25 protein-coding genes are annotated in these 25,135 nt (G+C 63.9%); 19 read left to right on the plus strand and 6 right to left on the minus strand.

All coding sequences use genetic code 11. The annotated features are described in order from the left end of the window. Positions 1–481: 481 nt before the first annotated feature. The 19 genes from pyrH (at position 482) to MR825_RS07200 (ending at position 19,692) form a co-directional block, all read left to right on the plus strand. Complete coding sequence (gene pyrH / locus MR825_RS07110) at positions 482–1,204, plus strand: UMP kinase (protein ID WP_186908696.1); 723 nt, start codon at positions 482–484, stop codon at positions 1,202–1,204. 1 nt (position 1,205) lies between these two features. Continuing rightward, complete coding sequence (gene frr / locus MR825_RS07115; RefSeq protein ID WP_186908697.1) at positions 1,206–1,760, plus strand: ribosome recycling factor; 555 nt, start codon at positions 1,206–1,208, stop codon at positions 1,758–1,760. 208 nt (positions 1,761–1,968) lie between these two features. Then, positions 1,969–2,715 (plus strand): isoprenyl transferase, encoded by a 747-nt coding sequence (locus tag MR825_RS07120; RefSeq protein WP_186908698.1) that lies wholly within the window; start codon positions 1,969–1,971, stop codon positions 2,713–2,715. Next, positions 2,716–3,546, plus strand: coding sequence for a phosphatidate cytidylyltransferase (locus MR825_RS07125; protein WP_186908699.1), 831 nt, complete (start codon positions 2,716–2,718; stop codon positions 3,544–3,546). Then, complete coding sequence (locus MR825_RS07130; protein WP_186908700.1) at positions 3,543–4,682, plus strand: 1-deoxy-D-xylulose-5-phosphate reductoisomerase; 1,140 nt, start codon at positions 3,543–3,545, stop codon at positions 4,680–4,682. Before MR825_RS07125 ends, MR825_RS07130 begins: the two co-directional genes overlap by 4 nt. A gap of 136 nt (positions 4,683–4,818) precedes the next feature. Then, a complete protein-coding gene (locus MR825_RS07135; RefSeq protein WP_186908701.1) occupies positions 4,819–5,883 on the plus strand; it encodes a M50 family metallopeptidase in 1,065 nt (354 codons plus the stop codon). Positions 5,884–5,896: 13 nt separating this feature from the next. Continuing rightward, positions 5,897–6,934 carry a flavodoxin-dependent (E)-4-hydroxy-3-methylbut-2-enyl-diphosphate synthase gene (gene ispG, locus MR825_RS07140; protein WP_287879830.1) on the plus strand — a complete coding sequence of 346 codons (1,038 nt, stop codon included), beginning with the start codon at positions 5,897–5,899 and terminating at the stop codon, positions 6,932–6,934. A gap of 140 nt (positions 6,935–7,074) precedes the next feature. Beyond that, positions 7,075–11,196: a PolC-type DNA polymerase III gene (locus MR825_RS07145; protein ID WP_287879833.1), complete on the plus strand. Its 4,122-nt coding sequence runs from the start codon at positions 7,075–7,077 to the stop codon at positions 11,194–11,196. A gap of 572 nt (positions 11,197–11,768) precedes the next feature. Next, the gene (gene hisZ / locus MR825_RS07150) at positions 11,769–12,941 is read left to right on the plus strand and encodes an ATP phosphoribosyltransferase regulatory subunit (RefSeq protein ID WP_256176284.1); all 1,173 of its coding nucleotides are present in this window, start codon (positions 11,769–11,771) and stop codon (positions 12,939–12,941) included. Between the two features lie 2 nt (positions 12,942–12,943). Next, the gene (gene hisG / locus MR825_RS07155; RefSeq protein WP_186908725.1) at positions 12,944–13,588 is read left to right on the plus strand and encodes an ATP phosphoribosyltransferase; all 645 of its coding nucleotides are present in this window, start codon (positions 12,944–12,946) and stop codon (positions 13,586–13,588) included. Further along, positions 13,585–14,859 (plus strand): histidinol dehydrogenase, encoded by a 1,275-nt coding sequence (gene hisD, locus MR825_RS07160; protein WP_186908705.1) that lies wholly within the window; start codon positions 13,585–13,587, stop codon positions 14,857–14,859. The genes hisG and hisD overlap by 4 nt, the downstream gene beginning before the upstream one ends. Positions 14,860–14,884: 25 nt before the next feature. Continuing rightward, on the plus strand, positions 14,885–15,496 hold the full coding sequence (hisB, locus tag MR825_RS07165) for an imidazoleglycerol-phosphate dehydratase HisB (RefSeq protein WP_287879836.1): 612 nt from the start codon (positions 14,885–14,887) through the stop codon (positions 15,494–15,496). Beyond that, a complete protein-coding gene (locus tag MR825_RS07170) occupies positions 15,496–15,804 on the plus strand; it encodes a GNAT family N-acetyltransferase (protein ID WP_287879838.1) in 309 nt (102 codons plus the stop codon). The genes hisB and MR825_RS07170 overlap by 1 nt, the downstream gene beginning before the upstream one ends. Beyond that, a complete protein-coding gene (hisH, locus tag MR825_RS07175) occupies positions 15,801–16,409 on the plus strand; it encodes an imidazole glycerol phosphate synthase subunit HisH (protein ID WP_287879840.1) in 609 nt (202 codons plus the stop codon). Before MR825_RS07170 ends, hisH begins: the two co-directional genes overlap by 4 nt. Then, positions 16,406–17,128, plus strand: coding sequence for a 1-(5-phosphoribosyl)-5-[(5-phosphoribosylamino)methylideneamino]imidazole-4-carboxamide isomerase (gene hisA, locus MR825_RS07180; protein ID WP_256176287.1), 723 nt, complete (start codon positions 16,406–16,408; stop codon positions 17,126–17,128). Before hisH ends, hisA begins: the two co-directional genes overlap by 4 nt. A 100-nt stretch (positions 17,129–17,228) precedes the next feature. Then, on the plus strand, positions 17,229–17,984 hold the full coding sequence (gene hisF, locus MR825_RS07185; RefSeq protein WP_186908709.1) for an imidazole glycerol phosphate synthase subunit HisF: 756 nt from the start codon (positions 17,229–17,231) through the stop codon (positions 17,982–17,984). A 6-nt stretch (positions 17,985–17,990) separates the two neighbouring features. Further along, the gene (gene hisI, locus MR825_RS07190; protein ID WP_186908710.1) at positions 17,991–18,323 is read left to right on the plus strand and encodes a phosphoribosyl-AMP cyclohydrolase; all 333 of its coding nucleotides are present in this window, start codon (positions 17,991–17,993) and stop codon (positions 18,321–18,323) included. Further along, entirely contained in the window at positions 18,320–18,649 is a 330-nt protein-coding gene (gene hisE / locus MR825_RS07195) for a phosphoribosyl-ATP diphosphatase (protein ID WP_186908711.1), read from the plus strand. Before hisI ends, hisE begins: the two co-directional genes overlap by 4 nt. Before the next feature lie 224 nt (positions 18,650–18,873). After that, entirely contained in the window at positions 18,874–19,692 is an 819-nt protein-coding gene (locus MR825_RS07200; RefSeq protein ID WP_186908712.1) for a DAPG hydrolase family protein, read from the plus strand. Between the two features lie 194 nt (positions 19,693–19,886). On the opposite strand, the gene MR825_RS07205 is transcribed toward MR825_RS07200, so the two are convergent. From MR825_RS07205 to MR825_RS07230, 6 genes are all read right to left on the minus strand, one after another. Then, positions 19,887–20,771, minus strand: a complete 885-nt coding sequence (locus MR825_RS07205) for a DUF6179 domain-containing protein (protein ID WP_186908713.1) — start codon at positions 20,769–20,771, stop codon at positions 19,887–19,889. Then, complete coding sequence (locus tag MR825_RS07210; protein WP_186908714.1) at positions 20,768–21,217, minus strand: DUF6323 family protein; 450 nt, start codon at positions 21,215–21,217, stop codon at positions 20,768–20,770. Before MR825_RS07210 ends, MR825_RS07205 begins: the two co-directional genes overlap by 4 nt. Positions 21,218–21,365: 148 nt before the next feature. After that, positions 21,366–22,802 (minus strand): sigma-54 interaction domain-containing protein, encoded by a 1,437-nt coding sequence (locus tag MR825_RS07215; RefSeq protein WP_207723815.1) that lies wholly within the window; start codon positions 22,800–22,802, stop codon positions 21,366–21,368. A gap of 70 nt (positions 22,803–22,872) precedes the next feature. Further along, complete coding sequence (locus MR825_RS07220; protein ID WP_287879846.1) at positions 22,873–23,436, minus strand: peptidoglycan-binding domain-containing protein; 564 nt, start codon at positions 23,434–23,436, stop codon at positions 22,873–22,875. Further along, positions 23,433–24,641, minus strand: a complete 1,209-nt coding sequence (locus tag MR825_RS07225; protein WP_256176288.1) for a peptidoglycan-binding domain-containing protein — start codon at positions 24,639–24,641, stop codon at positions 23,433–23,435. The genes MR825_RS07220 and MR825_RS07225 overlap by 4 nt, the downstream gene beginning before the upstream one ends. 16 nt (positions 24,642–24,657) lie before the next feature. Then, on the minus strand, positions 24,658–25,047 hold the full coding sequence (locus tag MR825_RS07230) for a spore cortex-lytic protein (RefSeq protein ID WP_256176289.1): 390 nt from the start codon (positions 25,045–25,047) through the stop codon (positions 24,658–24,660). Positions 25,048–25,135 lie beyond the last annotated feature (88 nt).

Genomic DNA, 25,135 nt, shown 5'->3' on the forward strand with positions numbered 1-25,135 from the left:
TTCAGTTGTACAATTTTCTCGGACATGGTTTACAGACTCCTTTCAGAATGGTGTGTCGCAACTTCATTCTACCAGAGTTCTGCAAACCATGTCTCTTTTTATCCTCTTTTATATTTGCGCAACTTATTTTACCTTATCAAAATCCGGGGCCCCCGCCCGGCATGTGCCGGGTGGGGAGCGAACTTCGCCGAGGAGATCGCCAAGCAGCTGGGCAAGCAGATCGCAGAGGGCTTTCGAGTGCCGGACACAGGCGTGTCCGGCACTTTTCCGTGCTCCGCGTTCTTTGGCCGCTGCGGGGCAGTCCGGGGATCCGGCAAGAGGGCGGCGCGTCCCGGCCGGCGGAAGCGAAGCTTCCCGGCGGTTTTTTACGGGGAAAGGATTGCGAACAAATTGTAAAAACTTTAGCCTAGCCTCTATGCAAAAGTGGAAAACTATATTAAAATAGGGAGGATCAAAATACCATGCAGAAGGGGTTGGAACTATGAGCGAACCGCAGTACAGGCGGGTGCTTCTGAAGGTCAGCGGCGAGGCTCTGGCAGGGGAGGCAAGCCGCGGGCTGGATTTCGACGTGATCGGCAGCGTATGCGACGTGATCAAAAAGTGTGTAGATCTGGGCGTCCAGGTGGGCGTTGTGGTCGGCGGCGGTAATTTCTGGCGTGGCCTGAAGGACGGCGGCGACCGGATGGAGCGTACCAGGGCCGACCATATGGGCATGCTGGCCACCACCATCAACGCACTGGCCGTAGCGGACGTGCTGGAGCAGAAGGGCGTGGATGTGCGCGTGCAGACCGCCATCGAAATGCGCTCCATCGCAGAGCCCTACATCCGCTCCAAGGCGATCCGGCATATGGAGAAGGGCCGCGTGGTCATCTTTGGCTGCGGCACGGGCAACCCCTTCTTTTCCACCGATACTGCGGCTGTGCTGCGGGCGGCTGAGATCGACGCCGACGCCATCCTGCTGGCCAAGAATATCGACGGCGTGTACAGCGCCGACCCCCGGAAGGACCCCAGCGCGGTCAAATACGATACTATCACCTACGACGACGTGCTGGCCAAGCATCTGGAGGTGATGGACTCCACCGCCACGTCCCTGTCCATGGACAATAAGATCCCAGTGATCCTCTTTGCCCTGAAGGACCCTGAGAACATTCTGCGGGTGGTCCTGGGTGAAAAAATAGGAACGATTGTCAAGGAGGAACCGTGAGATGAAGGAAGTCAATCAGGAATTCGACGCAAAGATGCAGAAGACCATCGAGGTGGTCATGGGCGATTTCGCCAGCGTCCGGGCCGGGCGGGCCAACGCCGCCGTGCTGGATAAGATCACCGTGGACTATTACGGCACCGCCACCCCGATCAATCAGGTGGCGGCCATCTCCTCGCCCGATCCCCGCAGCCTGATGATCCAGCCCTGGGACGCAAGCCTGCTCAAGGCCATTGAAAAGGCCATCCAGTCCTCCGATCTGGGCATCAATCCCCAGAACGACGGCCGCGTTATCCGCCTGGCCTTCCCCCAGCTCACGGAGGAGCGCCGCAAGGAACTGACCAAACAGGTCAAAAAGTACGGCGAAAACGGGAAAGTGGCCATCCGCAACATCCGGCGGGACGCCATGGACAAGTTCAAGGCCATGGAGAAGAAGTCTGAGATCACCGAGGATGACCGCAAGGAGTTCGAAAAAGAGCTCCAGGACCTGACTGAGAAGCGCTGCAAGCAGATCGACGAGCTGACGGCGAAGAAGGAAACGGAGCTCATGGCGGTGTGAGCCCTTCCGGGCGCCGCAGGCGCGGCCGCGGCGCGTCTGCCGCCGCCTTTGGGAGACGGCCGTGCCTTAAGGTCCGGCGGGAAACGGTAAAGGATCGGCACGCTGCGGCGTGTTTTGGGGGCCTTCGCCCCCGTTGCCCCCGGGATCGGGGGCTGTGCGGGGCACGGCGGTGTCCCGCACACTATTATTGGACCGGGTAGGATGGAATATGGCATTTTTAAAACCAAAGCAGGCCCCTGTGCCTCAGGTGGATTTTGAGCGCCTGCCCCGGCATGTGGCCATCATCATGGACGGCAACGGGCGCTGGGCGAAAAAGCGCGGCCTGCCCCGTACGGCAGGTCACGCGGCCGGGGCGGAGACCTTCCGTACGATCGCCACCTACTGCAAGGACATCGGCCTGGAGTATCTGACGGTGTACGCCTTTTCAACCGAAAACTGGAAACGCCCCGCGGAGGAGGTCTCCGCCATCATGGGCCTGCTGAAGAAGTACCTGCTGGAGGCCATCGGCCGCATGGAGCGGGACCGGGTGAAGATGAAATTTTTCGGGGACCTGACGCCGCTGCCCCGGGAACTGCGGGAGCTGTGCGAGCGCACGGAGGAGATCGCAAAGCACTACGACGGCGTGCAGGTGAACATCTGTCTCAACTATGGCGGCCGGGACGAGATCATTCGGGCGTGTAAGGCGTTTGCCGCCGCCTGCGCCGCGGGGGAGACCGCTCCGGGCTTTCTGGACGAGGCGGCCTTTGGACAGTATCTGTTCTCCGCCGGGGTGCCCGATCCCGATCTGATCATCCGGCCCAGCGGGGAAGTACGTATTTCCAACTTCCTGCTCTGGCAGTCCGCCTATGCGGAATTCTATTTTACCGACGTGCTGTGGCCCGACTTTTCCAAAGACGAGCTGCATCGGGCGTTGGCGGCTTATCAGAGCCGCTCCCGCCGTTTTGGAGGTGTTTGAGTGGGGAAACGTGTCCTGGTGGCGGTGATCTTTATCCCGCTGCTGCTGGCGGCGATCTATGGGGTATCCCCGGTCTGGCCCATCATCCTGCCGATCATCATCGCCGCCCTCTCCATGATCGCGGTGCATGAGGCCCTGTGGTCCACCAGCTTTTTGAAGCATCCCCGCATTTCCGGCTACTCCATTTTGCTGGCGGGCCTGATCCCCTTCTGGGTCTACTACGACGGCCGTCCGCTGCCCGCCCTGTGCGGATTGTTCGTCTACGTGCTGCTGCTGTTCTGTGAGGCCATCGCCAGCCGCAAGCGCATCACGCTGGAAAAGATGGGCGGGGCGTTTTTCCTGTCGGTCTTCATCCCCTTTTTCCTGTCCTCCTTCCTGCGCATCCGCCTGATGGGCAATTGGGAGGCGCTGGTGGTGCTGCCTTTTATCGTGGCCTTTATCAGCGACGCGTTCGCCCTGTTTGCCGGCATGGCGTTCGGCAGGCATAAGCTGGCGCCGGAGCTCTCGCCCAAAAAGACGGTGGAGGGCGCTGTGGGCGGCTTTGCTGGGGCGGTGGTGTGCAGCGTGCTCTACGGCGCGCTGCTCCAGTTCGCTTTCCGCTGGCAGGTAAGTTATGCCGCCCTGGCCCTCTACGGCGCGCTGGGCAGCGTGGTCTCCCAGCTGGGGGACCTGTCCTTCTCCTATATCAAGCGGGAATACGGCATCAAGGACTTCGGCAACATTTTCCCGGGGCATGGCGGTGTGCTGGACCGCTTCGACAGCGTGATTTTCTGCGCCCCGCTGATCGAGCTTCTGATCCGCATCCTGCCCGCCGTGGGGGTGGGCGCATGAGCAGAAGGATCGCGCTGCTGGGTTCTACCGGTTCCATCGGGCGGCAGTCACTGGAGGTGATTGCCGCCTGTGGCATGACTGTGGCCGCGCTGACGGCCAACCGGGATGTGGAGCGGCTGGAGGCGCAGTGCCGGGCCTTTGCTCCGGAGCTTGCCGTGCTGATGGATGAGACGGCCGCCGCCGACCTGCGCGTCCGGCTGGCGGATACGCAGGTGCGGGTGGCCTCCGGCATGGAGGGGCTGCTGGAAGCGGCGTCCCTGGAGGGGGCCGATACCGTACTGACCGCCGTAGTGGGTATGGTGGGTCTGCGCCCTACGCTGGCCGCCGTCCGCGCGGGCAAGCGCGTCGCCCTGGCCAATAAGGAGACCCTGGTATGCGCCGGGGAACTGGTGCTGGACGAGGCGCAGCGCTGCGGCGCCCGGCTCGTTCCCGTGGATTCGGAGCATTCCGCCATTTTTCAGTGCCTTCAGGGCTGCCGGGACCGGGGAGAGGTGAAGCGCCTGATCCTCACCGCCTCCGGCGGGCCCTTCTTCGGCTGGGACCGGACGCGCGTGTCCCGCGCCACCCGGGAGCAGGCGCTCAAGCACCCCAACTGGTCCATGGGGGCCAAGATCACCATTGATTCGGCCACCCTCATGAACAAGGGCCTGGAGTTCATCGAGGCCATGCGGCTGTATTGCATGCCGCCGGAAAAAATCTCCATTGTGATCCATCGGGAGAGTATAGTCCACTCCCTGGTGGAATACTGTGATAATGCGGTGCTGGCTCAGCTGGGCGCGCCCGACATGCGCCTGCCGATCCAGTACGCCCTTACGTGGCCGGAGCGGACGGCGGCGGCGGCAAAGCCGCTGGACCTGCTGTCCTGCCCGCCGCTGACCTTCTGCGCACCGGATTACGAGGCGTTTCCCTGCCTGCGCCTGGCGTTGGAAGCCGCCCGTACCGGCGGTACGGCCACGGCGGCGCTCAACGGAGCCAACGAGGCGGCGGTGGGGCTGTTTTTGGCCGGACGCTGCTCCTTCGGCGGGATTGGGGAACGGGTGGAGCGTGCGCTGCGTGGGGTGCCGGCGGTCCAGGCGCCTACGCTGGAGGATATTCTGGAGGCCGACGCCGCGGCCCGCGCCATCGCGATTTCGTAGCGCCCGGGTGCGGCGGGGCCACCGTCTGCTGCTGCGCCGCTTTCCTCCGGCCGGTCCAAACCGCTTTTTAGCCCATCCGGGGCCTTAGGGCCACGGCGGCCCCGGATGCATCCGCCCAATGAATAAGGAGCGTTCTATGACCATCGTTTATATCCTCATCGCCGTCCTGATGTTCGGCCTGCTCATCGCCATCCATGAATTCGGCCACTTTATTGCCGCCAAGGCGCTGGGAGTCCGGGTCAACGAGTTCGCCATCGGCATGGGGCCGCAGCTGTTTTCCCGCCGGAGCGGGGAGACGTCCTATTCCCTCCGGGCCTTTCCCATCGGCGGCTTCTGCGCCATGGAGGGGGAGGGGGAGGACTCCGACGACCCCAGGGCCTTTGGGAACAAGCCCGCCTGGAAGCGGTTTTTCATCCTGGTGGCCGGGGCCTTCTTCAATTTTGCGGCCGGGGTGGTTCTGATCCTGGCCCTCTTTTCCCAGGTGGAGGGGTTCGTGGCCCCGGTGGTCACCGGCTATATGCCCGGCGCGGAGGACCTTCAGCAGACCGGCCTGCTGCCCGGCGACCGGCTGTACCGGGTGGACGGCCACCGCATCTATTTTAATGCCGACGCGCTGCTCTATCTGGACCGGGCGGGCGACACTGTGGACCTGGAGGTGATCCGGGACGGCGCGCGCGTGACGCTGAACGGCGTAAGCATGCCGGTGCGCACCCTGACGGATGCGAACGGCCAGCAAGTCCAGAAGCGGGGCGTCTATATCGGACAGGTGGAGGAGGCCACGCTGGGCCTCAAGCTGAAGAACGCCTGGTATCAGTCGGTGAGCTATGTGCGTATGGTGTGGATGAGCCTGGGCGATCTGATCACCGGCGCGGTGGGGGTGCGGGATATGTCGGGCCCCATCGGGATTGTCAACGCCATGGGGGAGATGGGCGCCCAATCGGAGAGCGCGGGCGAGGCCGTCCGGAATATCCTGAATTTTGTGGCCTTCATCGCCATCAATTTGGCGGTGATGAACCTGCTGCCCATCCCGGCCCTGGACGGCGGACAGATTTTGTTCCTGGTGGTGGACGGCGTGTGGCACCGGCTCACCCGGCGGCGCATCAATCAAAAATATCTGGGCTATATCAATATGGCGGGGTTCTGCTGCCTCATCGGATTGATGGTGGTGGTGGCAGTGAGCGACGTCGTCAAGCTCTTCTGAGGGGGACGGGACAGTGACAAAACAGATTTTGGTCGGCGGCGTTCCTGTGGGCGGCGGCGCCCCGGTGAGCATCCAGTCCATGACCAACACCCGCACCGACGACGTGGCGGCCACCGTGGAGCAGATCCGGCGCCTGGAGGCGGCGGGCTGCCAGATCGTCCGGGTGGCGGTGCCCGACCGGGCCGCCGCACGGGCCGTGGGCGCCATTCGGGAGCGCATTTCCATCCCGTTGGTGGTGGATATCCACTTCGACTACCGGCTGGCCCTGGAATGCATTGCGGCGGGGTGCGACAAGGTGCGCATCAACCCCGGCAACATCGGCGGAGAAGACCGGGTGAAAGCGGTGGCCCAAGCCTGCCGGCAGCGCGGCGTCCCCATCCGCATCGGAGTCAACGGCGGCTCGCTGGAAAAGCCCATCCTGGCGAAATACGGCGGAGTGACCGCCGAAGCGCTGGTGGAGTCCGCCTTCGGCCACATTGCCCTGCTGGAGCGGTACGACTTTACCGATATCTGCGTGTCCCTCAAGTCCTCCAGCGTACCGGTCACCATGGCGGCCTACCGCCGGATGGCGGAGGAAAGCGATTATCCGCTGCACCTCGGCGTGACCGAGACGGGCACCCTGCGTATGGGTACGCTCAAATCGGCCGTGGGGATCGGGGGCCTGCTGGCCCTCGGCGTCGGAGACACGCTCCGGGTGTCCCTCTCCGCCGACCCGGTGGAGGAGGTTCGCGCGGCAAAGGATATCTTGAAGGCGGTGGGCCTGGAGCGGGGGGAGCCCGATCTGATCGCCTGTCCCACCTGCGGGCGCACCCGCATCGACCTGATCGGCCTGGCCGGCCAGGTGGAGGAGCGGCTGAAGGGGGTCCATAAGCCCATCACCGTGGCGGTGATGGGGTGCGTGGTCAACGGTCCCGGCGAGGCGTCCGCCGCCGATGTGGGCATCGCCGGCGGAGACGGCGAGGGCCTTTTGTTCCGTAAGGGCGAGATCGTGAAAAAGGTTCCCCAGCAGGCGCTGGTGGACGAGCTGTTTTTGCTGATCGACACGCTGTGATGCGCGTGCCGGCCGGAGTACCGGCGAAAGGACGGCCCTGCCGCCGTTTGCCGTTCCGCCGCCGCCGGCCTGCCCGCATGTACCACCTGCAGGGGCGGCCCGGGGCCGCCCGGACTGGAGTTTAGGAGAGAATTGGAACCATGCCGGAAGCACAGAAGATACCGTTTCTAACATTGTTTTCCGCCTGGAAGCCGGGCGGCGAGCTGGCCGGGATCGCGGAGGGGCTCATGGTGACCCGCGCCGTCGTCGACAAGGCCGCCCGTTCCATCCGCGCGGAGGTGGAGTGCGCCCGTGCGCCGGAAGCGCCGGTAAAAGCCATGCTGGAGCGCAGCCTGGCCCTGGCCTACCGGGTGGAGCGGGTGGAGCTGGACCTGACGGAGGGGAGCGCGGCGCCGCCCCTGCCGGCTTCAGAGCGGGAGCAGGCGGCCGCGCCGCCGCCCGCCGCCGTTGTCACGGCCGACGACCCCTTCGCCCGTACCGAGGCGATCCGGCGGGAGGCCCTGAAAAAGCTCAAGCTGGCCAGGCCGAAGGAGCATGCCCCCAAATCCGCAGGGGGGAAAAAGCAGCTGATCTACGGCCAGCATGCCATCAAGAAGGAGCCCATCCCCATGGGCTCCCTGGAGCTGGATATGGGGACGGTGGTGGTCAAGGGCGACGTCTTCGCCGTGGACCACCGGGAGCTGAAAAAGCGGGGGGCCTGGGTCGTCTGCTTCGATGTGACCGACTATACCGGCTCGGTGCGGGTGTCCAAGTTTTTTCCCGGCGACGAGGGAAAGGCCATCGTGGACGGGGTAAAAAAGGGCCAGCATCTGTACCTCCAGGGCAAGCTGAACATCGACCGCTTTACCGGCGACATGGTGCTGGAGCCGTATGCCATCATGGAGGGAGAGAAAGCGCAGAAGACCGACGACGCACCGGAGAAGCGGGTGGAACTGCACCTGCATACCACCATGTCCGCTATGGACGCCCTGACCCAGGTCAGTCCCAAGGCCGGGCCGGACAAAAACGTGGTGAAACGGGCGGAGGCCTGGGGGCACCGGGCCATTGCCATCACGGATCACGGCGTGGCCCAGGCGTTCCCGGACGCCTGGCACTCCGCCAAAAAGATCAAGGTCCTCTACGGTGTGGAGGCCTATTACATCAATGATGTGGACGACCGGGTGGTGGTCCACGGGGAAGGGGAGCAGGATTTTACCGGCGAGATCGTCTGCTTTGATATCGAGACCACCGGATTGGACAAGCGGACCGACGCGATTACCGAGATCGGCGCGGTGGTGCTGCGGGACGGCCGGGTGACCGAGCAGTTTTCCACGTTTGCCGACCCGGGCCGCCCCCTTTCCCGGGAAATCAGCGAGCTGACCGGCATCACCGACGCGATGCTGGAGGGCGCCCCCTCCCAGGCCGAGGCCATCGGGGCCTTCCTGGACTTCGCGGCCGGCCGGCCGCTGGCCGCCCATAACGCGGAATTCGACCTTGGCTTTATCGCCGAGGGCTGCCGCAGAATGGGCCGCCCTTTTGCGCCGACCTCCATCGATACGCTGATCCTAGCCCAGAATCTGCTGCCCGAGCTGGGCAAATACAAGCTGGATCTTGTGGCGGGCCACCTGAACCTGCCTGCCTTCAACCACCACCGTGCCTACGACGACGCGGCCACAGTGGGCTACATGCTGATCCCGTTTTTTAAGATGCTGGAGGACAGAGGCGTACATACCCTCCGGCAGATCAACCCCGCCATGACCCAGCTGCGGGGGGGCGGCAAGGCCCGCCGCCAGCCCAAGCACCTGATCGTGCTGGCCAAGAACCAGCTGGGCCTGCGCAACCTGTACCGGCTCATCTCCGACGCCCACCTGGAGCATTTCAAGCGCTATCCCATCATGCCCAAGAGCGCGATCAATCAGTTCCGGGAGGGGCTGATTTTGGGCTCTGCCTGTGAAGCGGGAGAGCTTTACGAGGCGGTCGTCAAGCGCAAGGACTTCGACGAGCTCAAGCGCATCGCCTCCTGGTACGACTTTCTGGAGATCCAGCCGGTGTGCAACAACGCCTTTATGCTGCGCAAGGGCATTGTGAAGAGCGAGGAGGAGATCCGGGACTTCAACCGTACCATCGTGGCGCTGGGGCGCGCCCTGGACAAGCCGGTATGCGCCACCGGAGACGTGCATTTTTTGGACCCGGAGGACGAGATCTACCGCCATGTGCTGCTGGCCTCCAAGGGCTTTGAGGATGCGGATTCCAGCCTGCCCATTTACTTCAAGACCACCACGGAGATGCTGGAGGAGTTCTCCTACCTGGGGAAGGAGGAGGCCTACAACGTGGTGGTGCGCAACACCAACCTGGTGGCCGACTGGTGCGAGGACGTGGTGCCCCTGCCCAAGGGCCTGTTCGCCCCCAAGATCGAGAACTCCGCAGAGGAGCTGACCCGGCTGGTCTGGGAGAAAGCGAAAGCCCTTTACGGAGAGCAGCCGCCTCAGATCGTGGTGGACCGGATCAACGCCGAGCTGGGGGATATCATCAAGTGTAAATACGACGTGATCTACATGTCCGCGCAGAAGCTGGTGCAGGATTCTCTGGCTCACGGCTACCTGGTAGGCTCCCGGGGCTCAGTGGGTTCCTCCCTGGTGGCCTTCATGTCGGGCATCACGGAGGTCAATTCCCTGCCCCCCCATTACCGCTGTCCCAAGTGCAAGCACTCTGACTTCGAGAGCGCAAAGCAGTTGGGGGCGGGCTGCGGCGCGGATATGCCGGACGCCGCATGTCCCGTGTGCGGCGCGCGGTATGAGAAGGACGGCTTCAATATCCCCTTTGAGACCTTTTTGGGCTTTGGCGGCGACAAGGTGCCCGATATCGACCTGAATTTCTCCGGCGAGTACCAGGCCAACGCCCACCGCTATACCTTTGAGCTCTTCGGGCAGACCCACGTGTTCCGGGCGGGCACCATCGGCACCGTGGCGGAAAAAACGGCCTTCGGCTATGTGAAGAAGTATATGGATGAGCGGGGCATGCACGCCACGCGGGCGGAGGAAAACCGCCTGGCCCAGGGCTGTACCGGCGTCAAGCGCACCACCGGCCAGCACCCCGGCGGCATGGTGGTCATCCCGCAGAACCGGGAGATCTACGATTTCTGCCCGGTGCAGCATCCGGCGGACGATACGGGCACCGATATCGTCACCACCCATTTTGAATATCACTCCATGGAGTCCAACCTTTTAAAGCTGGATATGCTGGGACACGACGACCCCACTATGATCCGCATGCTCCAGGATCTGACCGGGGTAGACCCGCAGAAGATCCCCCTGGACGACGCGGGGACCATGAGCATCTTCACCTCCTCCGAAGTGCTGGGCTTTGTGGACGACCCGGTTCTGGGCCCCACCGGCGCGGTGGCCATCCCGGAGTTCGGTACTTCCTTCGTCCGGGGCATGCTGGTGGATACCCAGCCCAGCGAATTCGATATCCTGGTCCGGCTGTCCGGCTTTTCCCATGGAACCGACGTGTGGCTGGGCAACGCCAAGGATCTGATCGTGGATCAGGGGATCCCGGTCGGCCAGGCCATCGGCTGCCGCGACGATATCATGCTCTTCTTGATCTCCTGCGGCATGCCGGAAAAGCGTTCCTTCAAGATCATGGAGGCGGTGCGGAAGGGCCGGGGCCTGCCCGACGGTGCGGAGGAGGAAATGATCGCCGCGGGGGTGCCGGAGTGGTACATCGGCTCCTGCAAGAAGATCAAATATCTCTTCCCCAAAGCCCATGCGGTGGCCTACGTGATGATGGCGTTCCGCATTGCCTGGTTCAAGGTCCATGAACCGCTGGCCTTCTACGCCGCCTATTTCTCCATCCGGGCCAAGGCCTTCGACGCCACCTGCATGTGTTGGGGGATGGACGCCTGCAAGGCGAAGATGAGAGAGATCAAGAGCAAGGAGAACCCCTCGGCGGTGGAGGAGGATATGCTGGTCACGCTGGAGGTGGTCTACGAGTTTTACCTCCGGGGCTTTCACTTCGAGCATGTGGACCTCTACCGCTCCCACGCGCTCAATTTCCTGATGGACCGGGAAAAGAAGAGCCTGCTTCCGCCCTTTACTTCGATTCCGGGTTTGGGCGAGACGGCGGCCTGGTCCATCATGGAACAGCGGGAGGGCAAGCAGTTTATTTCCATCGAGGAGTTCTCCGCCGCGTGTCCCAAGGTGTCCAAGACCCATATCGAACAGCTCAAGGCCGCCGGCGCTCTGGACGGCATGCCGGATACCAGCCAGATTACGCTGTTTTGACGGGCGGCATGCCGTCCTTCGCCGCGCCGGCGGCGTCCAAGGGTTTTGCACGGCAAAACCTTGCTGTGGGGCGGATCCATTCCGCCCCACAGGTGAACGAAACCGGGCCCCCCGGAAAGCCGTTGGCTTTCCGGGGCCATGCCGGATACCAGCCAGATTACGCTGTTTTGACGGGCGGCATGCCGTCCTTCGCCGCGCCGGCGGCGTCCAAGGGTTTTGCACGGCAAAACCTTGCTGTGGGGCGGATTCCGCTCGCCCGGCAGGGGAAGGAAAACAGGTCCCCGCAAACGCCGGAGGCGTTTGCGGGCCATACCGGATGTCGGACGGGCTTGCCGGGGACGGCGAAATGTGCCATGCTGCCGGAAAGCGTCAGCGGAAGGGCACGGGGGGCAAACGCCCCCCGTGCCCTTCCGCTGACAAAAGCAGCGGGACGGCGGCAAGGCGGCGCTCCTGCGCCGGAGGGACGGAAGTTTATTCGGCCTTGCCGCAAAAGGACGGCAATCGCTTGACAGGCGGCAGGAAATATAGTATATTAACGTGGTAACGCGTTAAAGTAAAAGGGGAGATGCCCTGTGAAGTACACCATCAATACCCCCGAAGGGACCCGGGACCGGCTGTTTGCCGAGTGCAGGGACCGGCGGCGGGTGCAAAATGCCCTGACCGCCCTCTTTCGCCGCCGGAGCTATGCGGAGGTCTCCACCCCCGAGGTGGAGTTTTATGACCTGTTCCTCCAGTCGGGCAATCCCATGCCCCAGGAGGCTATGCTGAAGATCGTCGACCGCAGCGGCAGGATACTGGTGATGCGGCCGGATTGCACCACGCCCATCGCGCGGGTGGCGGCCACCAAGCTGAAGACCCTGCCCTTGCCCCAGCGGCTTTATTACGATGAAACGGTCTTCCGCTCCGGGGCGGAGCACCGGGGCAGCAGCGGAGAGATCGCCCAGTGCGGCGTGGAGCTGATCGGCGCCGCCGGCGCCAAGGCAGACCTGGAGGTCGTGGCCCTGGCGGTAGACGCCCTGCGCTCCTGCGGGCTGGAGCGCTTTCACATTGAGCTGGGCCATGCCGGATTTTTCAAATCCCTGGCCGCCGGTATGGAGATGGATGGGGAGACCGTGGAAAAAATGCGCGCGCTCATTGAGGGAAAGAATTTTGCCGCATTGGGAGACCTGCTGGAGCCCTATGCCGACCGGAGCGCCTGTGCCGCGCTGGCGAGGCTTTCCCGCCTGTTCGGCGGGGTGGAGGTGCTGGAGGAAGCGCAGCGTCTCGCGGGGAAAAACGAGGCGCTGACCTACCTGCACGACCTGTACCGGGAACTGGAAGCCGCCGGATACGGAGACTTCCTCCGCTTTGACCTGGGTCTGGTCCACCAGATCGACTATTATACCGGCGTGGTCTTCCGGGGCTATGTGGAGGGGGCGGGGGACGCCGTTCTCTCCGGCGGCCGGTACGACGGCCTGGTGGCCGCCTTTGGACGCAACGCGCCTGCCACCGGATTTGCCATCGACGTGGACGCGGTGGCAGGCTGCCTGAGCGCGGGGGAGCCGCCCCGGCTGGGGGTATTGGTCCACTTTGCGCCGGGCCAGCTCGCCCGGGCGCTGACGGCGGTGGACGGCCGGGCGGGGGGGACCTGCGAGCTCTCCCCCTGCGAAACGCTGGAGGCCACGCTGGCCCTGGCCAGGGAGAAGGGGGCCGCCCGTGTGCTGGTGCTGGAGCAGCAAGGGGAGAGGCTGGTGGATGTGCCATGACCATGAACACAAACCGTCTGCGCCTGGCGCTGACGAAAGGGCGCCTGCAGGACAAAAGCGTGGAGCTCTTCGAGGCCATGGGCCTGGACGGTTCCCCCATTCGAAATCCCGGACGCCGGCTGATCCATTCCATCCCCAACTATCCGCTGGACGCGGTGCTGGCCAAGGCCCCCGATGTGATCACCTACGTGGAACACGGCGTATGCGACCTGGGTATCGTGGGCAAGGACACCATCCTGGAGCAGGGCAAGTCCTTTTACGAGGTGCTGGACCTGGGCTTTGGCCGCTGCCGCTTTGCCCTGGCGGTGAAGGAGGGGAGCGACTTCTACGGTACTTACAAGACCCGGCGGATCGCCAGCAAATATCCCAATGTGGCCCGCGCCTTCTTCGAGAAGAAGGGCATGGACGTGGATATCATCAAGATCGAGGGCAGTGTGGAGCTGGCCCCCATTCTGGATTTGGCGGATGCTATCGTGGATATCGTGGAGACCGGGGCCACGCTGCGGGAAAACGGGCTGACCCCCATCGAGGACGTGGCGCAGGTGAGCGCCCGCCTGATCGTAAACACGGCCAGCATGAAGCTGTATCAGACGGAAATCGAGGATTTTATTGCCCGTTGTGAGGCGGAATTGGAGAAGCGGAAATGATTCAGATCGTAACGGCGGACGGCAGGGCGGAGCAGCAGGTCATCTCCGCCATGCGCGCCCGGCAGGCGCAGGCCAATGCGGCCATCGAGGCGGCTGTCGCTGAGATTTTTAATACGGTAAAGGAAAACGGGTTTTCAGCCGTGCGGGACTACTCCCTGTGCTTTGACCACGCCGAGCCGCGGGAGATCCGCCGGGAGGAGCTGGACGCGGCCTATGCCGCCTGCCCCGGGGCGCTGATCGCGGCCCTGGAGCACGCCGCGGCCAACATCCGGGACTACAACGAAAAGCTGCTCTCCCACACGCTGGAGTGGAGCTCTCCCGACGGCGGCGTGGTCGGCCGCATCGTACGGGGGCTGAAGCGGGTGGGCGTCTATGTGCCCGGCGGGACGGCGGCCTATCCCTCCTCCGTGCTGATGAACGCAGTGCCCGCCAAGGTGGCCGGGGTGGAGGAAATCGTGATGGTCACCCCGCCTACGGGGAATCTGAACCACGCCGTGCTGGCCGCGGCAAAGATCGCCGGGGTGGACCGGGTGATCGCCGTGGGCGGCGCCCAGGCGGTGGCGGCGCTCACCTATGGCGCGGGCTTTATTCCCCGGGTGGATAAGCTGGTGGGACCGGGCAACGCCTATGTGGCCGCCGCCAAGCGTATGGCCTACGGCACGCTGGACATCGACATGGTGGCCGGCCCCTCGGAGGTGCTGGTCATCGCGGACGAGACCGCCCGGCCCAAGGATGTGGCCGCCGACCTGCTGAGCCAGGCGGAGCACGACAAGCTGGCCTCCGCCGTGCTGCTGACCACCAGCGCCGCGTTGGCACAGGCGGTGGACGCCGAGCTCGTCCGGCAGACCGGGTACCTCAGCCGCTCTGAGATCATGGAGTGCGCCCTGCGGGACTTCGGCTGCGCCATCGTGTGCCGGGACCTGGAACAGGCCGCGCAGCTGGCCAATGAGATCGCCCCGGAGCACCTGGAGATCATGACTGCGGACCCGCGCGCCCTGCTGCCCGCCATCCGCAACGCGGGAGCGGTCTTTCTGGGGGCCTGGTCGCCGGAGCCTCTGGGGGACTACCTGGCGGGCCCTGACCACGTGCTTCCCACCTCGGGGACGGCGCGGTTCTTCTCGCCGTTGAGTGTGGACAGCTTCCTCAAGACCATGAGCGTCATCCAATATGACCGCGCCAGCCTCGCCCCCATCGCCGGGCAGATCGTCACCCTGGCGGAGAGCGAACACCTGACGGCCCACGCCAACTCCATCCGGGTACGCTTTGAATAAAACTGTGGAACGAGGAGGAATTTCCGTGAAAGTGCCTGTGTACCGGGCGGGAGAGGCCCCCAGCCGGGCCTATTCCATTGAACGCAAGACCAAAGAGACCCAGATCGCCGTGAACCTCTGCCTGGACGGGGGCGAGGTGCGGGTATCCACCGGCATCGGCTTTTTTGATCATATGCTCACCGCCCTGGCCTTCTACGCCGGCTTCGGCCTGGAGCTGGAGGCCGCGGGGGACCTGGAGGTGGACGGCCACCACACGGTGGAGGACACCGGCATCGTCCTGGGCCAGGCTTTGAACCATGCCCTTGGGGACCGGAAGGGCATCCGCCGGTTCGCCTCCGCCTGCATCCCCATGGACGAGGCCCTGTGCTTCGCGGCCCTGGACTTCTCCAACCGGCCGTTCCTGGTCTTTGATGCGCAGATGCCCCAGTCCAGGATGGGCGATTATGAGTCCTGCCTCACCGAGGAGTTCATGCGGGCCTTTGCGTTCAACAGCGGCTTGACCTTACATATGAAGTGCCGCTACGGCTCCAACGCCCACCACATCACCGAGGCCCTGTTCAAGGCCCTGGGGGTGGCGATAAAGGAGGCCGTCACGGTCACCCGCACCGGCGTCACCTCCACCAAGGGAGTCCTGTGATGGCGGCGGAGAACGGGACGCTGCGGGCCTTCCGCGCCCTGGTAAGGATCCCCGATCTGATCCGGCGGCTGCGGCCCTGGGGTCTGGTGGGACATATGCCCGCCCGCAGGGATCACCGGGGAAGGGGCTGGGCCTGGGCCTGTCTGGCCGCGGCCGGGGGGCTGGCCCGGAAGGCAAATTGCGCCGAGATCATGCCGCTGACCGGCGCCAAAGCGGCGGACGCCCGCGCCTTTTATGAGAGGGCGGGCTATGACCGCCGGGAAAAGACGGTCCTTCTTCGGCGGCTGGAAGGAGGCATACAGGCATGAGCTATACCGCTATCGTGGATTACGGCGTGGGCAACCTGAAAAGCGTTACCAACGCCATGCGCTACCTCGGCTTGGATACCTGCATCACCGGCGATGAGGCTGTGCTGGAGCGCGCCGACGCCATCATTCTGCCGGGTGTGGGCGCGTTTCCCGACGCGGCGGAACGCCTGCGCGGACCGGGCCTGGACCGGGTACTGGTCCGTCAGGCGGCGAAAAAGCCCATTTTGGGCATCTGTCTGGGCATGCAGCTTTTGTTCGACGTGGGGAAAGAGGTACGGGAATGCGGCGGCCTTGGTCTGGTCCATGGAAGCGTCCGGCGGATCAAGACGGATCGAAAGCTGCCCCATATCGGCTGGAACAGCCTGAGCCTCCAGAATCACTCTCCGCTGTTCCGGGGACTGGAGGAGGGCGCCTGGGTCTATTTCGTCCACAGTTTTTGCGGCGTGGCCGAGCATGAGACCGACGTGATCGCCCGGACGGAGTACGGCCCCTCGCTTGTGGCGGCGGTGAGCCACGGCAATGTGTACGGCTGCCAGTTCCACCCGGAGAAAAGCGGGGAGGCGGGACTGCAGATTTTGCGGAATTTCGGAGGGTTGAACCGATGATCGTTTTACCGGCCATTGATTTGCAAGACGGTAAGGTCGTGCGGCTTTACAAAGGAGATTTTGATACCGTACATCCGGTGGCGGAGGACCCGCAGCGCACCGCCGCGGCCTTTGCCGATGCGGGCGCCCGGTATCTCCACATGGTGGATCTGGACGGGGCCAGGAGCGGCGAGCGGAAAAACGGCGCGATTGTCCGTGCCGTGGCGGAGCGTTCCGGCCTGCGGGTAGAGCTGGGAGGCGGCATGCGCTCCATGGCCGACCTGGAGGCGGCCGACGCCATGGGGGTGTCCCGTATGGTCATCGGCTCTGCCGCCGTCCGCGATCCGGCTTTCGTCCGCGCCGCCGTGGAACGTTATGGAGCGCGGATCGCCGTTGGGATCGACGCCCTGGACGGCATCGTCAAGACCGCCGGATGGGTAGAGTCCTCCGGGCTGGATTATTTGGAATTCGCCCGGTCTATGGAAGGTATAGGCGTAAAGGTGATTATATTTACAGATATTGCCACAGATGGAATGTTGACGGGTCCCTCCTTTGACCGGTTGGCGGCGCTGCAGAAGGCGGTCTCCTGCGATCTGGTGGCCAGCGGCGGCGTGACGGAGCTGGACGATGTCAAGCGGCTGCGGGATATGGGCCTGTACGGGGCGATCATCGGCAAGGCTTATTATGCCGGGACCATCGATCTGGCGGCCGCGGTGGCGGCGGCCGGGGCACAGACATGAAAGGGACGCTTCCGGGCTTCGGCGGCGCGGAAAAGCCGGTCATGGCAGGGCGGCCGCGGCGCGGCCCTGTGCAGAGCGGCCGGTATCGGGAGGGACGGTTATGTTAGCAAAACGGATCATTCCCTGCCTGGACGTGCGGGACGGCCGGGTGGTGAAAGGGGTCAATTTCGTCCACATCCGGGACGCGGGCGATCCGGTAGCGCTGGCCCGGTACTATTCCGACCAGGGGGCGGATGAGATCGTCTTTCTGGATATCACCGCCACCAGCGATGCGCGGGACACGGTGGCCGACGTGGTGGAACGCACGGCGGAGCAGGTTTTCGTGCCGCTGACCGTGGGGGGCGGCATCCGCACCCTGGAGGGCTTCCGGCGGCTGCTGCGGGCGGGTGCGGATAAGATCAGCGTCAACTCCGCCGCGGTGGACGACCCCACGCTGATCGCCCGGGCCGCGGAGCGGTTCGGCTCTCAGTGCGTGGTGCTGGCCATCGACGCCAGAAGCCGTGGGGACGGCACGTACGAGGTGGTGGTCCACGGCGGGCGCAAGCCCACGGGGCTGGACGCCGTGGCGTGGGCCCGCCGGGGGCAGGAACTGGGCGCCGGGGAGATCCTGCTCACCTCCATGGACGCCGACGGGACCAAGGCGGGCTTCGACCTGGCCATGACGGCGGCGGTCACCCGCGCGGTGGGGATCCCGGTCATCGCCTCCGGCGGCTGCGGGAGCCTGGCGCATTTCGCCCAGGTCTTCGAGGAGACCGGCTGCGACGCGGCGCTGGCGGCCTCCCTGTTCCACTTCGGGGCATTGACCGTGCCCCAGGTGAAGGATTTTCTGCGGACCAGAAACATACCGGTGAGGTGAAGGAACATGGCGTTTGATCTGGACCAGCTCTTTGTGAAATCCGATCTGATCCCTGTGATCATCCAGGAGGCGGACACCGGCGAGGTGCTCATGCTGGGCTTTACCAACCGGGAGGCGGTGGAGCTGACCCTGAAGACCCATACCGCCTGGTTTTGGAGCCGCAGCCGCCGGGAGCTGTGGAACAAGGGGGGGACCTCCGGGCACTACCTGCACGTCAAACGGATGGCGACCGATTGTGATACGGATACCCTGCTCTATTTCTGCAAGCCGGACGGTCCCACCTGCCATACGGGCAGCCGCTCCTGCTTCTTCAACACGATTTGGGAGGAAACGATATGAACGACAGCGTACTGCAGGAGCTCTACCAGGTGGTCCTGGGCCGGAAGAGTACGCCCCGGGAGGGCTCATACACCTGCTATCTCTTTGACAAGGGCCTGGATAAGATCCTGAAAAAGGTGGGGGAGGAGTGCTCCGAGACTATCATCGCCGCGAAGAACGGCCGGCAGGAGGAGACGGTGGGGGAGATCTCCGACCTGATCTACCACCTGATGGTGATGATGGCCCAGCAGAACATCCCGCTGGAGGCGGTGCTGGAGGAACTCTCCCGGCGCAGTCAAAAAATCGGGAACCTGAAACAAATGAAGTCGGTAGACCGGGAGACCTGAAGACTGTATTCTGGATCGATACAGTTGATATAAACAGATGTATAGACGATTAAACAATTTAAAGGGGAAGCGGCGGCCGGGCCGAGCGCCTAAGCGTACGGAAAGGCGGTCGGTTCGGGCGCGTTGATCCGATTCGTGCGGGTTGGCATGACTTTTGCTGCTTTATGGAACCAGAAGACGCCGGACAGACCGGCGATGTTCCAGTATCAAAAGGAGTGATCGAAATGGCCAAGAAAGTACCCGCTAACAACGAAGATAAGAAGCGCAGCTACTACAAGTACTACCTGCAGGATTGTGCTGCCGGGGATCCGGAGCGCCACAAGCTGATCGACGCGGGCCCGGGAGATCCGGCCAACGCCCTGCACATCGATAACCGAAACGACCTGTTCCTGCCCGGCGACCTTCCCGGTGAGTTCGGCTGGTTCCAGATGAGCGACGGCACCGGCCTGATCGCCAACAAGACCTTTTTCCCCGGCGTGGACGGCGTCATGTTCGACTGGTGGTTTGCCTGGCATCCCATTCACCGTCTGCGTTACGCCTGCTGGGATAACGAGGATCACTACGACGTCTATCTGGACGATCCCGCCAAGGCGTTGGATCTGAGCAAGTCCATGCGGGAGCGCCACTGGGGCAGCATCCACAACATCTGGGAGGATATCGGGACCGGAAAGGCCGACCTGCTGCGCATCCACTTCCGCAAGCCCTCGGAGCTGGGCTATGACGAGTCCAAGGTGGATACCGAGGTGTGCAACGCCCTGGTGTGCGCCAACGTACAGGTCATCGGCGACGATACCATGCCCGACGTGCCGGTAGTCATGACCCATTTCCTGCGTCCCTGCGAGGGCGGCAGCATTTTGCGCTCCCGCTTCTGGTTCGGCTGGCAGATCATCGACGGCAAGGCCGTCAAGTGCATCCCCGACGGGGTTCAGATCCCAGCCCAGGCTATGGTCAACCTGCTGCACCACAACGTGAAGGAGTTTTCCAACCTGTCCCGCATCCTGCCCGCCCTCTACGCGGAGGAGAAGGATAACTGGCTGGACTGAGCCGATTACAGCTCCCGGGAGAGCCGGCGCCGGAGGGCGCCGGCTCTCTCTGCCGAAAAGGACCGTGCAGAATTCGCGCCTGCAGGCGTGTGGAGGGGCGCCGAATGCGGACAGGGCGTGCGCGCAGGACTGAGAAGCGTGCGTACCCGAGGCGATACACGGAAGAGACCGCGCTGCTCCGGCCGCTGCGGCGCTTACGGAGCCAGTGAGAGGAACACCCCGTTCAGGCGATTGGGCAGGGCGGCCTCAATGCGGGGGTGGAGAGCCTGTGCCGTATCCATGAAATAGTCCGCCGCCGGAGTCGGGAGACCGAGCCCGGCGCACAGTCGGGCAGCTCCGTCCCGGAGGGCGGCGCGGGCCCGGTGGGGAGGGAGCGGCTCGAAGTATTCGCATAAACGGGTACGGCGCTGCGGTGTAATTTCCAGCTCCCTGGGGTCCTCCCCCAGCAGGGTCAGCCCCACGGCATTGGCGAGCACCGGCTCACAGAGGTTGACCAGCAGTCCGACGGGATCGGGGCAGCCGGCCGCCAGCAGGCGGCGGACCCGGGAGGGGGCAAAGGGACGCAGCAGGGCGTGCTCCATGCCCAGCCGATCCAGGTAAGCGAGGATATAGTCCACGCCCGGAAGCGCTTCCGGGACGGCACGGCAGAGCGGGTAGTCGATATCACAGGGGATGCAATGGGCGAAAAAGCGAAGATCATACCGCTGGAAAAAGGCGCCGATGCTGTCCAGCGTATCGGCCAGCGCGCGGTTTTTCAGATCCGGAGCAGAGTGGCGCACGGCCATCCAAAGGCGGCGCGCCTGCCGGCACTTCTGCTCCAGTATGGCCTGTCCCTGCCGCAGGCCCGCTTCCAGATCGGCGTCTGCCAGCGGCTGGGACGCAGCCCCGCCCGCCTGAAACCAGACCTTCAGCGTATAGCACAGGGAGCAGAGCAATTCCCGTGCGGTGTCCTCCGGCAGGGAAGAACTGCCGCAGCCGGTGTAAAGCCCCGCCTGCCGCGCCAGAAGCGGCCAGAGTTTCTGGCGCAGCGCGGCCGCCTCTTCCGGAGAAAAGGCGCGCTCCGGCAGGCCGCCGCTCAAGGCGCCGGCTCCCACCGCGCCTCCCGGTCCGGAACGCACAGTTCCTCCGGTGTCAGGCCGGCCAGAGCGTCCAGCGCGCCTTGGGCCCTGCCGTCAAAGCACTGGGCCATGGCGGCGATGAGTTCATCGTCTGGGATACGGTCATGCGATTCCTGTTTGAAGTGGTAGAAGAGGGCCTGAAGCTGGGCCAGCGTGTCCGCGTAGTTTTCCTGGTCCAGATAGGGCGAGGCGCAAAAGGCGCGGACCAGCTGTTTCAGTACGCCGCCCCCGAACTCCACCCGACCGGTATCGCGGAGCGCGGAGCGGCGGCATTCCGCCAGCATGCGCATCTGGACGGGCGAGAGGGACAGCCCCCAGCCGGCCGTCAGAGCGTTGCACTCCGCCAGCTCGGCCAGAGCGGCCTGCATTTGGTCTGGCTGCGGGATCAGGGCAGAAAGGTCATCCATCGTGCATCCCTCCTTGAAAAGATTCTTAGAGGATACACCTGCGGCGCTGGAACTGCAAGACTTGAAATTTGGCCCGTTTTGTGGTAATATAACACTGCCAAAAGGAGAAAAAAGTCCTGCCGCAGCTTGTTCTGCGGCAGGACTTTTTTCAGGAGCCTCTGCGCTGTACGGTGATGTTGTATTTTTTCAAACGCTTATAGAGGGTCGCGCGGGTGATGTGCAGCACGCGGGCGGCGGCGGACAGATTCCAATGCTGTTCCCGCAGGACGTTCAGCAGGGTCTCCCGCGCCTGCGCCTGCTCCGGATGGATGTGGACGTAAGGGGGAAAGGCGCTGTCGCCCGTGCCGGGGAAAAGCGGAGCCGCCAGAGAGCCGTCGGAGAAATAGCGGATCACGTCGTCGGTGCGGACCGGCCGGTCCGGGCAGGAGATCCCCAAACGCTGGATGATGTTGCGCAATTCGCGCACATTGCCGGGCCAGGCGTATTCGACCATGGCTTCCATGGCGGGGTCCGTGATGGCGATGGGCAGATTTTCCCGGCTGATAAAATGACTGACCAGCAGCGGGATGTCGTCGGGCCGCTCCCGCAGAGGCGGTATGCGGATCTCCACCGTGGACAGGCGGTAATACAGATCACGGCGGAAGCGGTTGTCCTTGCACTTTTGCAGCAGATCGGAGTTGGTGGAGGAGATGACCCGGGCTTCCAGCGGGATGGTCTTGATTCCACCGACCCGCTCGAATTCCCGCTCCTCCAGCACCCGCAGCAGCTTGCCCTGAAGGGCCACATCCATATCGCCGATCTCGTCCAGCAGGATACTGCCGCCCCTGGCCGCTTCGAAGCGGCCCTTTTTCGGGGCGGTGGCGCCGGTGAACGCGCCCTTTTCGTAGCCGAAAAGCTCCGATTCCAGCAGCTGGTTGGGAATGGCGGTGCAGTTGATTTTGATGTAGGGGGATTGGATGCTCTTCATGCCGAAGGAGTGGATGGCGCTGGCCAGGATCTCCTTGCCGGTACCGCTTTCGCCCAGCAGCAGCACCGGATACGGGGCGGTGGCGGCCGCCTTGCACTCGTGGACTACGGCCCGAACCTTGGCGCTTTCGCCGATAAAGTCCTCAAACGTGTAGTTGCGCTGAAGGCGGGCCCGTATAAGATTTTCCGTCTCCACTTCGGCGATATCGCCCAGCTTGACCTCGGACAGGTGCTCGGCCAGGTCGCCCACCAGCTGCTGGCGGATATCGTTCATATTGGTGTAGCTCAGCACGCCCAGGGCCCCCACCACGCGGCCCTCCCAGAAGATGGGGTAGATGTTCTGCAGACAGCGGCGGCCCTGAACCACATAGAGCTTGTTTTTGACGGCCGTGCCGGTGCGCAGCACCTCCTCGAAGGGGGATACCTTATCGAAGGCGGTCACATGCTGGCCCAGCAGGCCGGAGCGGCGGGTCATGGTGAGCTGCGTGGCGCCGTTGCCGCAGTTGAGCACATAGCCGTCCTGATCCAGCAGGATGCTGGAATCAAAGGCCACGTCCAGGAACTGTTCCAAAAGACCGCCCCGCTCCCGGAGCTGCTGGGGAGAGAGCTCGAAATGCATCCGACCACCTGCTTTCACACTTGTACAGCTTGATTATACAGGTGTTGTGCCCAAGATGCAAGCGGCGGATTCAGGGAACGTCCAGCCAGCCCTCACGCAGGAGGCGGGGCGATTGGGCGAAGGTGACGAACAGGACGTACAGCCGGGCCAGAGCGTTCCAGGTGGCCTGGTCGGCCAGGCCGGTCTCCGGGAGCTGCGCGCTGCGCTGGACATAGCGGAGATTGGCCTGGGTGGCGGCGTCGTGGGTACCGGAGACCGGGGCGTCCTCGATCCCCTCCAGAAGCTGAGACAGGCCCCGGAACATGGCCTGGACGGGATAGAGGTGGACGGAGTCCTCGCCGGGGGCAACGGCAAAACCGTTGCCGGGCCAGAAGCGGCAGGGAAGCGGGGGGGAGAGCCCGGGGCGGACGCTCTGGAACAGGGCGGAGACCGCGTCCCAGGTCCCGTGGTCCACCTGGCCGGTGACCGGGGGATGGAACTCCCGCTGGAAGAGCATCACCGCCTCCAGCGTGTGCTCGCCGAAGATGCCGTCCGGGATCAGGCGGGGAATGACGGGGTAGTGGAACGAGAGTTCCCGCAGCATGGTCTGCAGGCTGCGTACGGGTACGCCGGTATAGGGATTTTCACAGGTCATCCGTTGCTCCCTCCTCTGAAATCAGTGCTGCCCAGGGTCAGGTCCTGCCCCGAGAATTGCGTCAGGCCCGAGGTGGTCCCCGGCTCGGGCCGGAATGCCTCCGGGATCACGTTGGTGTAACGGTCCACCGATTCCGTGATGCCCTCGTATGCCCGGTACAGGGCTTCCCAGGTGCGCGCGTCCATCACGCCGTTCTGGGGAAGCCCCATGGTCTGCTGGAACGCGGTGACCGACCGGACGGTGCCGGGGCCATAGATGCCGTCGATGGCGGGTGCCGGGACCGTATCGTAGAACTCGGCGATCACCGAGAGCAGATACTGGATCGTCCGCACGCCCTCGCCCCGGTCGCCTTCGGACAGCTGCCCGGAGGACTGGTAGGAGATCTGATAGACTGTCTGTCCTTCGCTGGCAAGCTCAGACAGGTTGGTGATGCCCACAAAGAGGAAGACCATTTTGTACCAGGTGCCGCTCCCCACCACGCCGTCCGGCGTCAGAGAGAAGATCTGCTGGAAGCGACGCACAGCCTGCTCAGTGGCCTCGTCAAACTGGCCGTTGAGCGGCGTCGGGATCTTGGGTATGGCGGGGTAGTCCTGGGAGATCCGGTTGAGCATGTACTGAATGCGGATCACGTTTTCCCCCACCATGCCCCGGCGCAGCGGAAAGCCCGGATAGGAGGCGCGTACGCCGGATACGGGAGCGTTGACGACCAGTTCGATATCGTCCCCATAGTAATGGCGCAGGATATCCACCGAATTGTACCCCTGCTGGGCCAGCTCCTGACTGCCCCACTGGGAGAGCCCGTCGCAGGTGGTGGTGGTGCCGTTGCAGAATTTGGCTGCCAGCGGCTCGATAAAGCCCCGGCGGCGGATGTAGGAGTTGAAAATCGTGTCTACCGCCTGACTGATGTTTTCGAAAATATCCCGGCCGTGGATGTATTTCTGATCAATGGCGGTGGAGGAGGTGATGTTGAAGGGAAAGCCCCTGCTGGGGTAATATTCGGTGTAGACGCGGTTCAAGGCAAAGGAGATGATGGCCAGGATATTGGCCCGGATGGCGGAGGGCTCCCAGGTGGGATAGATCTCACTGGAGGCCACATTTTTCACATAATCCGGAAAGGAAACGGTGACGTTTTCGGCCGCCTGGTTGGGCGAACCCAGATGTACGGTGATTTGCTGGGGGATATAGGGCCGGACTTCCGTAGGCATGGGAGTGGCTCCTTCCTTACAGGTTCTGCGGCGTGATCTCCACCGGCACCGTCATGGACAGGGGCGGCGTTTGCTCCGGAAGGGGAATCAGCTCGATTTCCAGCAGGGTTTGTACGTTGGGGAAGACCTGGACGTTTTCCAGCAGTTTGACGGCAAAGCTGGGCGCCTCGCACCAGACGTCGCACAGGGCAAAGGGCTGCTCCGCGCCCGGCGCCTGCCCCGCCGCCGGGGCCGGGGTCGGTATGGCTATGGGAGCGGTCTTTCCGCTCTCGTCGGATGTGCGCAGGGCCAGCAGAACATGCTTGCCGCCGGGGGCCTTCTGCGTCACGGCTACGGCGGCGCCCTGGACGGGAAGCTGGGCCCGGGAGGTATAGATATGGGTCACGATGGTTCCGATAAATTCCAAGTTGCACTCCTCCTTTTCGATTTACTCTATGCGGGTGAAGCGTGCGGGGTTCCGGCACGACCCGGCAGGAATCCGGGGTAAGAGCGTT

It is taken from the genome of Lawsonibacter sp. (genome assembly GCF_022777125.1).
Taxonomy (GTDB): Bacteria; Bacillota; Clostridia; order Oscillospirales; family Oscillospiraceae; genus Lawsonibacter_A; species Lawsonibacter_A hominis.

What these genes read in the sequence shown, in the direction of transcription:
- hisE (WP_186908711.1), top strand. Translation starts at nt 18,320, where the DNA reads ATGAACGACAGCGTACTGCAGGAGCTCTACCAGGTGGTCCTGGGCCGG.
- MR825_RS07170 (WP_287879838.1), top strand. Translation starts at nt 15,496, where the DNA reads ATGGCGGCGGAGAACGGGACGCTGCGGGCCTTCCGCGCCCTGGTAAGG.
- MR825_RS07220 (WP_287879846.1), bottom strand. Translation starts at nt 23,436, where the DNA reads ATGACCTGTGAAAATCCCTATACCGGCGTACCCGTACGCAGCCTGCAG.
- MR825_RS07215 (WP_207723815.1), bottom strand. Translation starts at nt 22,802, where the DNA reads ATGCATTTCGAGCTCTCTCCCCAGCAGCTCCGGGAGCGGGGCGGTCTT.
- MR825_RS07130 (WP_186908700.1), top strand. Translation starts at nt 3,543, where the DNA reads ATGAGCAGAAGGATCGCGCTGCTGGGTTCTACCGGTTCCATCGGGCGG.
- MR825_RS07210 (WP_186908714.1), bottom strand. Translation starts at nt 21,217, where the DNA reads ATGGATGACCTTTCTGCCCTGATCCCGCAGCCAGACCAAATGCAGGCC.
- MR825_RS07145 (WP_287879833.1), top strand. Translation starts at nt 7,075, where the DNA reads ATGCCGGAAGCACAGAAGATACCGTTTCTAACATTGTTTTCCGCCTGG.
- MR825_RS07225 (WP_256176288.1), bottom strand. Translation starts at nt 24,641, where the DNA reads ATGCCTACGGAAGTCCGGCCCTATATCCCCCAGCAAATCACCGTACAT.
- hisD (WP_186908705.1), top strand. Translation starts at nt 13,585, where the DNA reads ATGATTCAGATCGTAACGGCGGACGGCAGGGCGGAGCAGCAGGTCATC.
- MR825_RS07120 (WP_186908698.1), top strand. Translation starts at nt 1,969, where the DNA reads ATGGCATTTTTAAAACCAAAGCAGGCCCCTGTGCCTCAGGTGGATTTT.
- hisI (WP_186908710.1), top strand. Translation starts at nt 17,991, where the DNA reads ATGGCGTTTGATCTGGACCAGCTCTTTGTGAAATCCGATCTGATCCCT.
- hisG (WP_186908725.1), top strand. Translation starts at nt 12,944, where the DNA reads ATGAACACAAACCGTCTGCGCCTGGCGCTGACGAAAGGGCGCCTGCAG.
- MR825_RS07200 (WP_186908712.1), top strand. Translation starts at nt 18,874, where the DNA reads ATGGCCAAGAAAGTACCCGCTAACAACGAAGATAAGAAGCGCAGCTAC.
- hisH (WP_287879840.1), top strand. Translation starts at nt 15,801, where the DNA reads ATGAGCTATACCGCTATCGTGGATTACGGCGTGGGCAACCTGAAAAGC.
- pyrH (WP_186908696.1), top strand. Translation starts at nt 482, where the DNA reads ATGAGCGAACCGCAGTACAGGCGGGTGCTTCTGAAGGTCAGCGGCGAG.
- frr (WP_186908697.1), top strand. Translation starts at nt 1,206, where the DNA reads ATGAAGGAAGTCAATCAGGAATTCGACGCAAAGATGCAGAAGACCATC.
- hisF (WP_186908709.1), top strand. Translation starts at nt 17,229, where the DNA reads ATGTTAGCAAAACGGATCATTCCCTGCCTGGACGTGCGGGACGGCCGG.
- hisA (WP_256176287.1), top strand. Translation starts at nt 16,406, where the DNA reads ATGATCGTTTTACCGGCCATTGATTTGCAAGACGGTAAGGTCGTGCGG.
- MR825_RS07135 (WP_186908701.1), top strand. Translation starts at nt 4,819, where the DNA reads ATGACCATCGTTTATATCCTCATCGCCGTCCTGATGTTCGGCCTGCTC.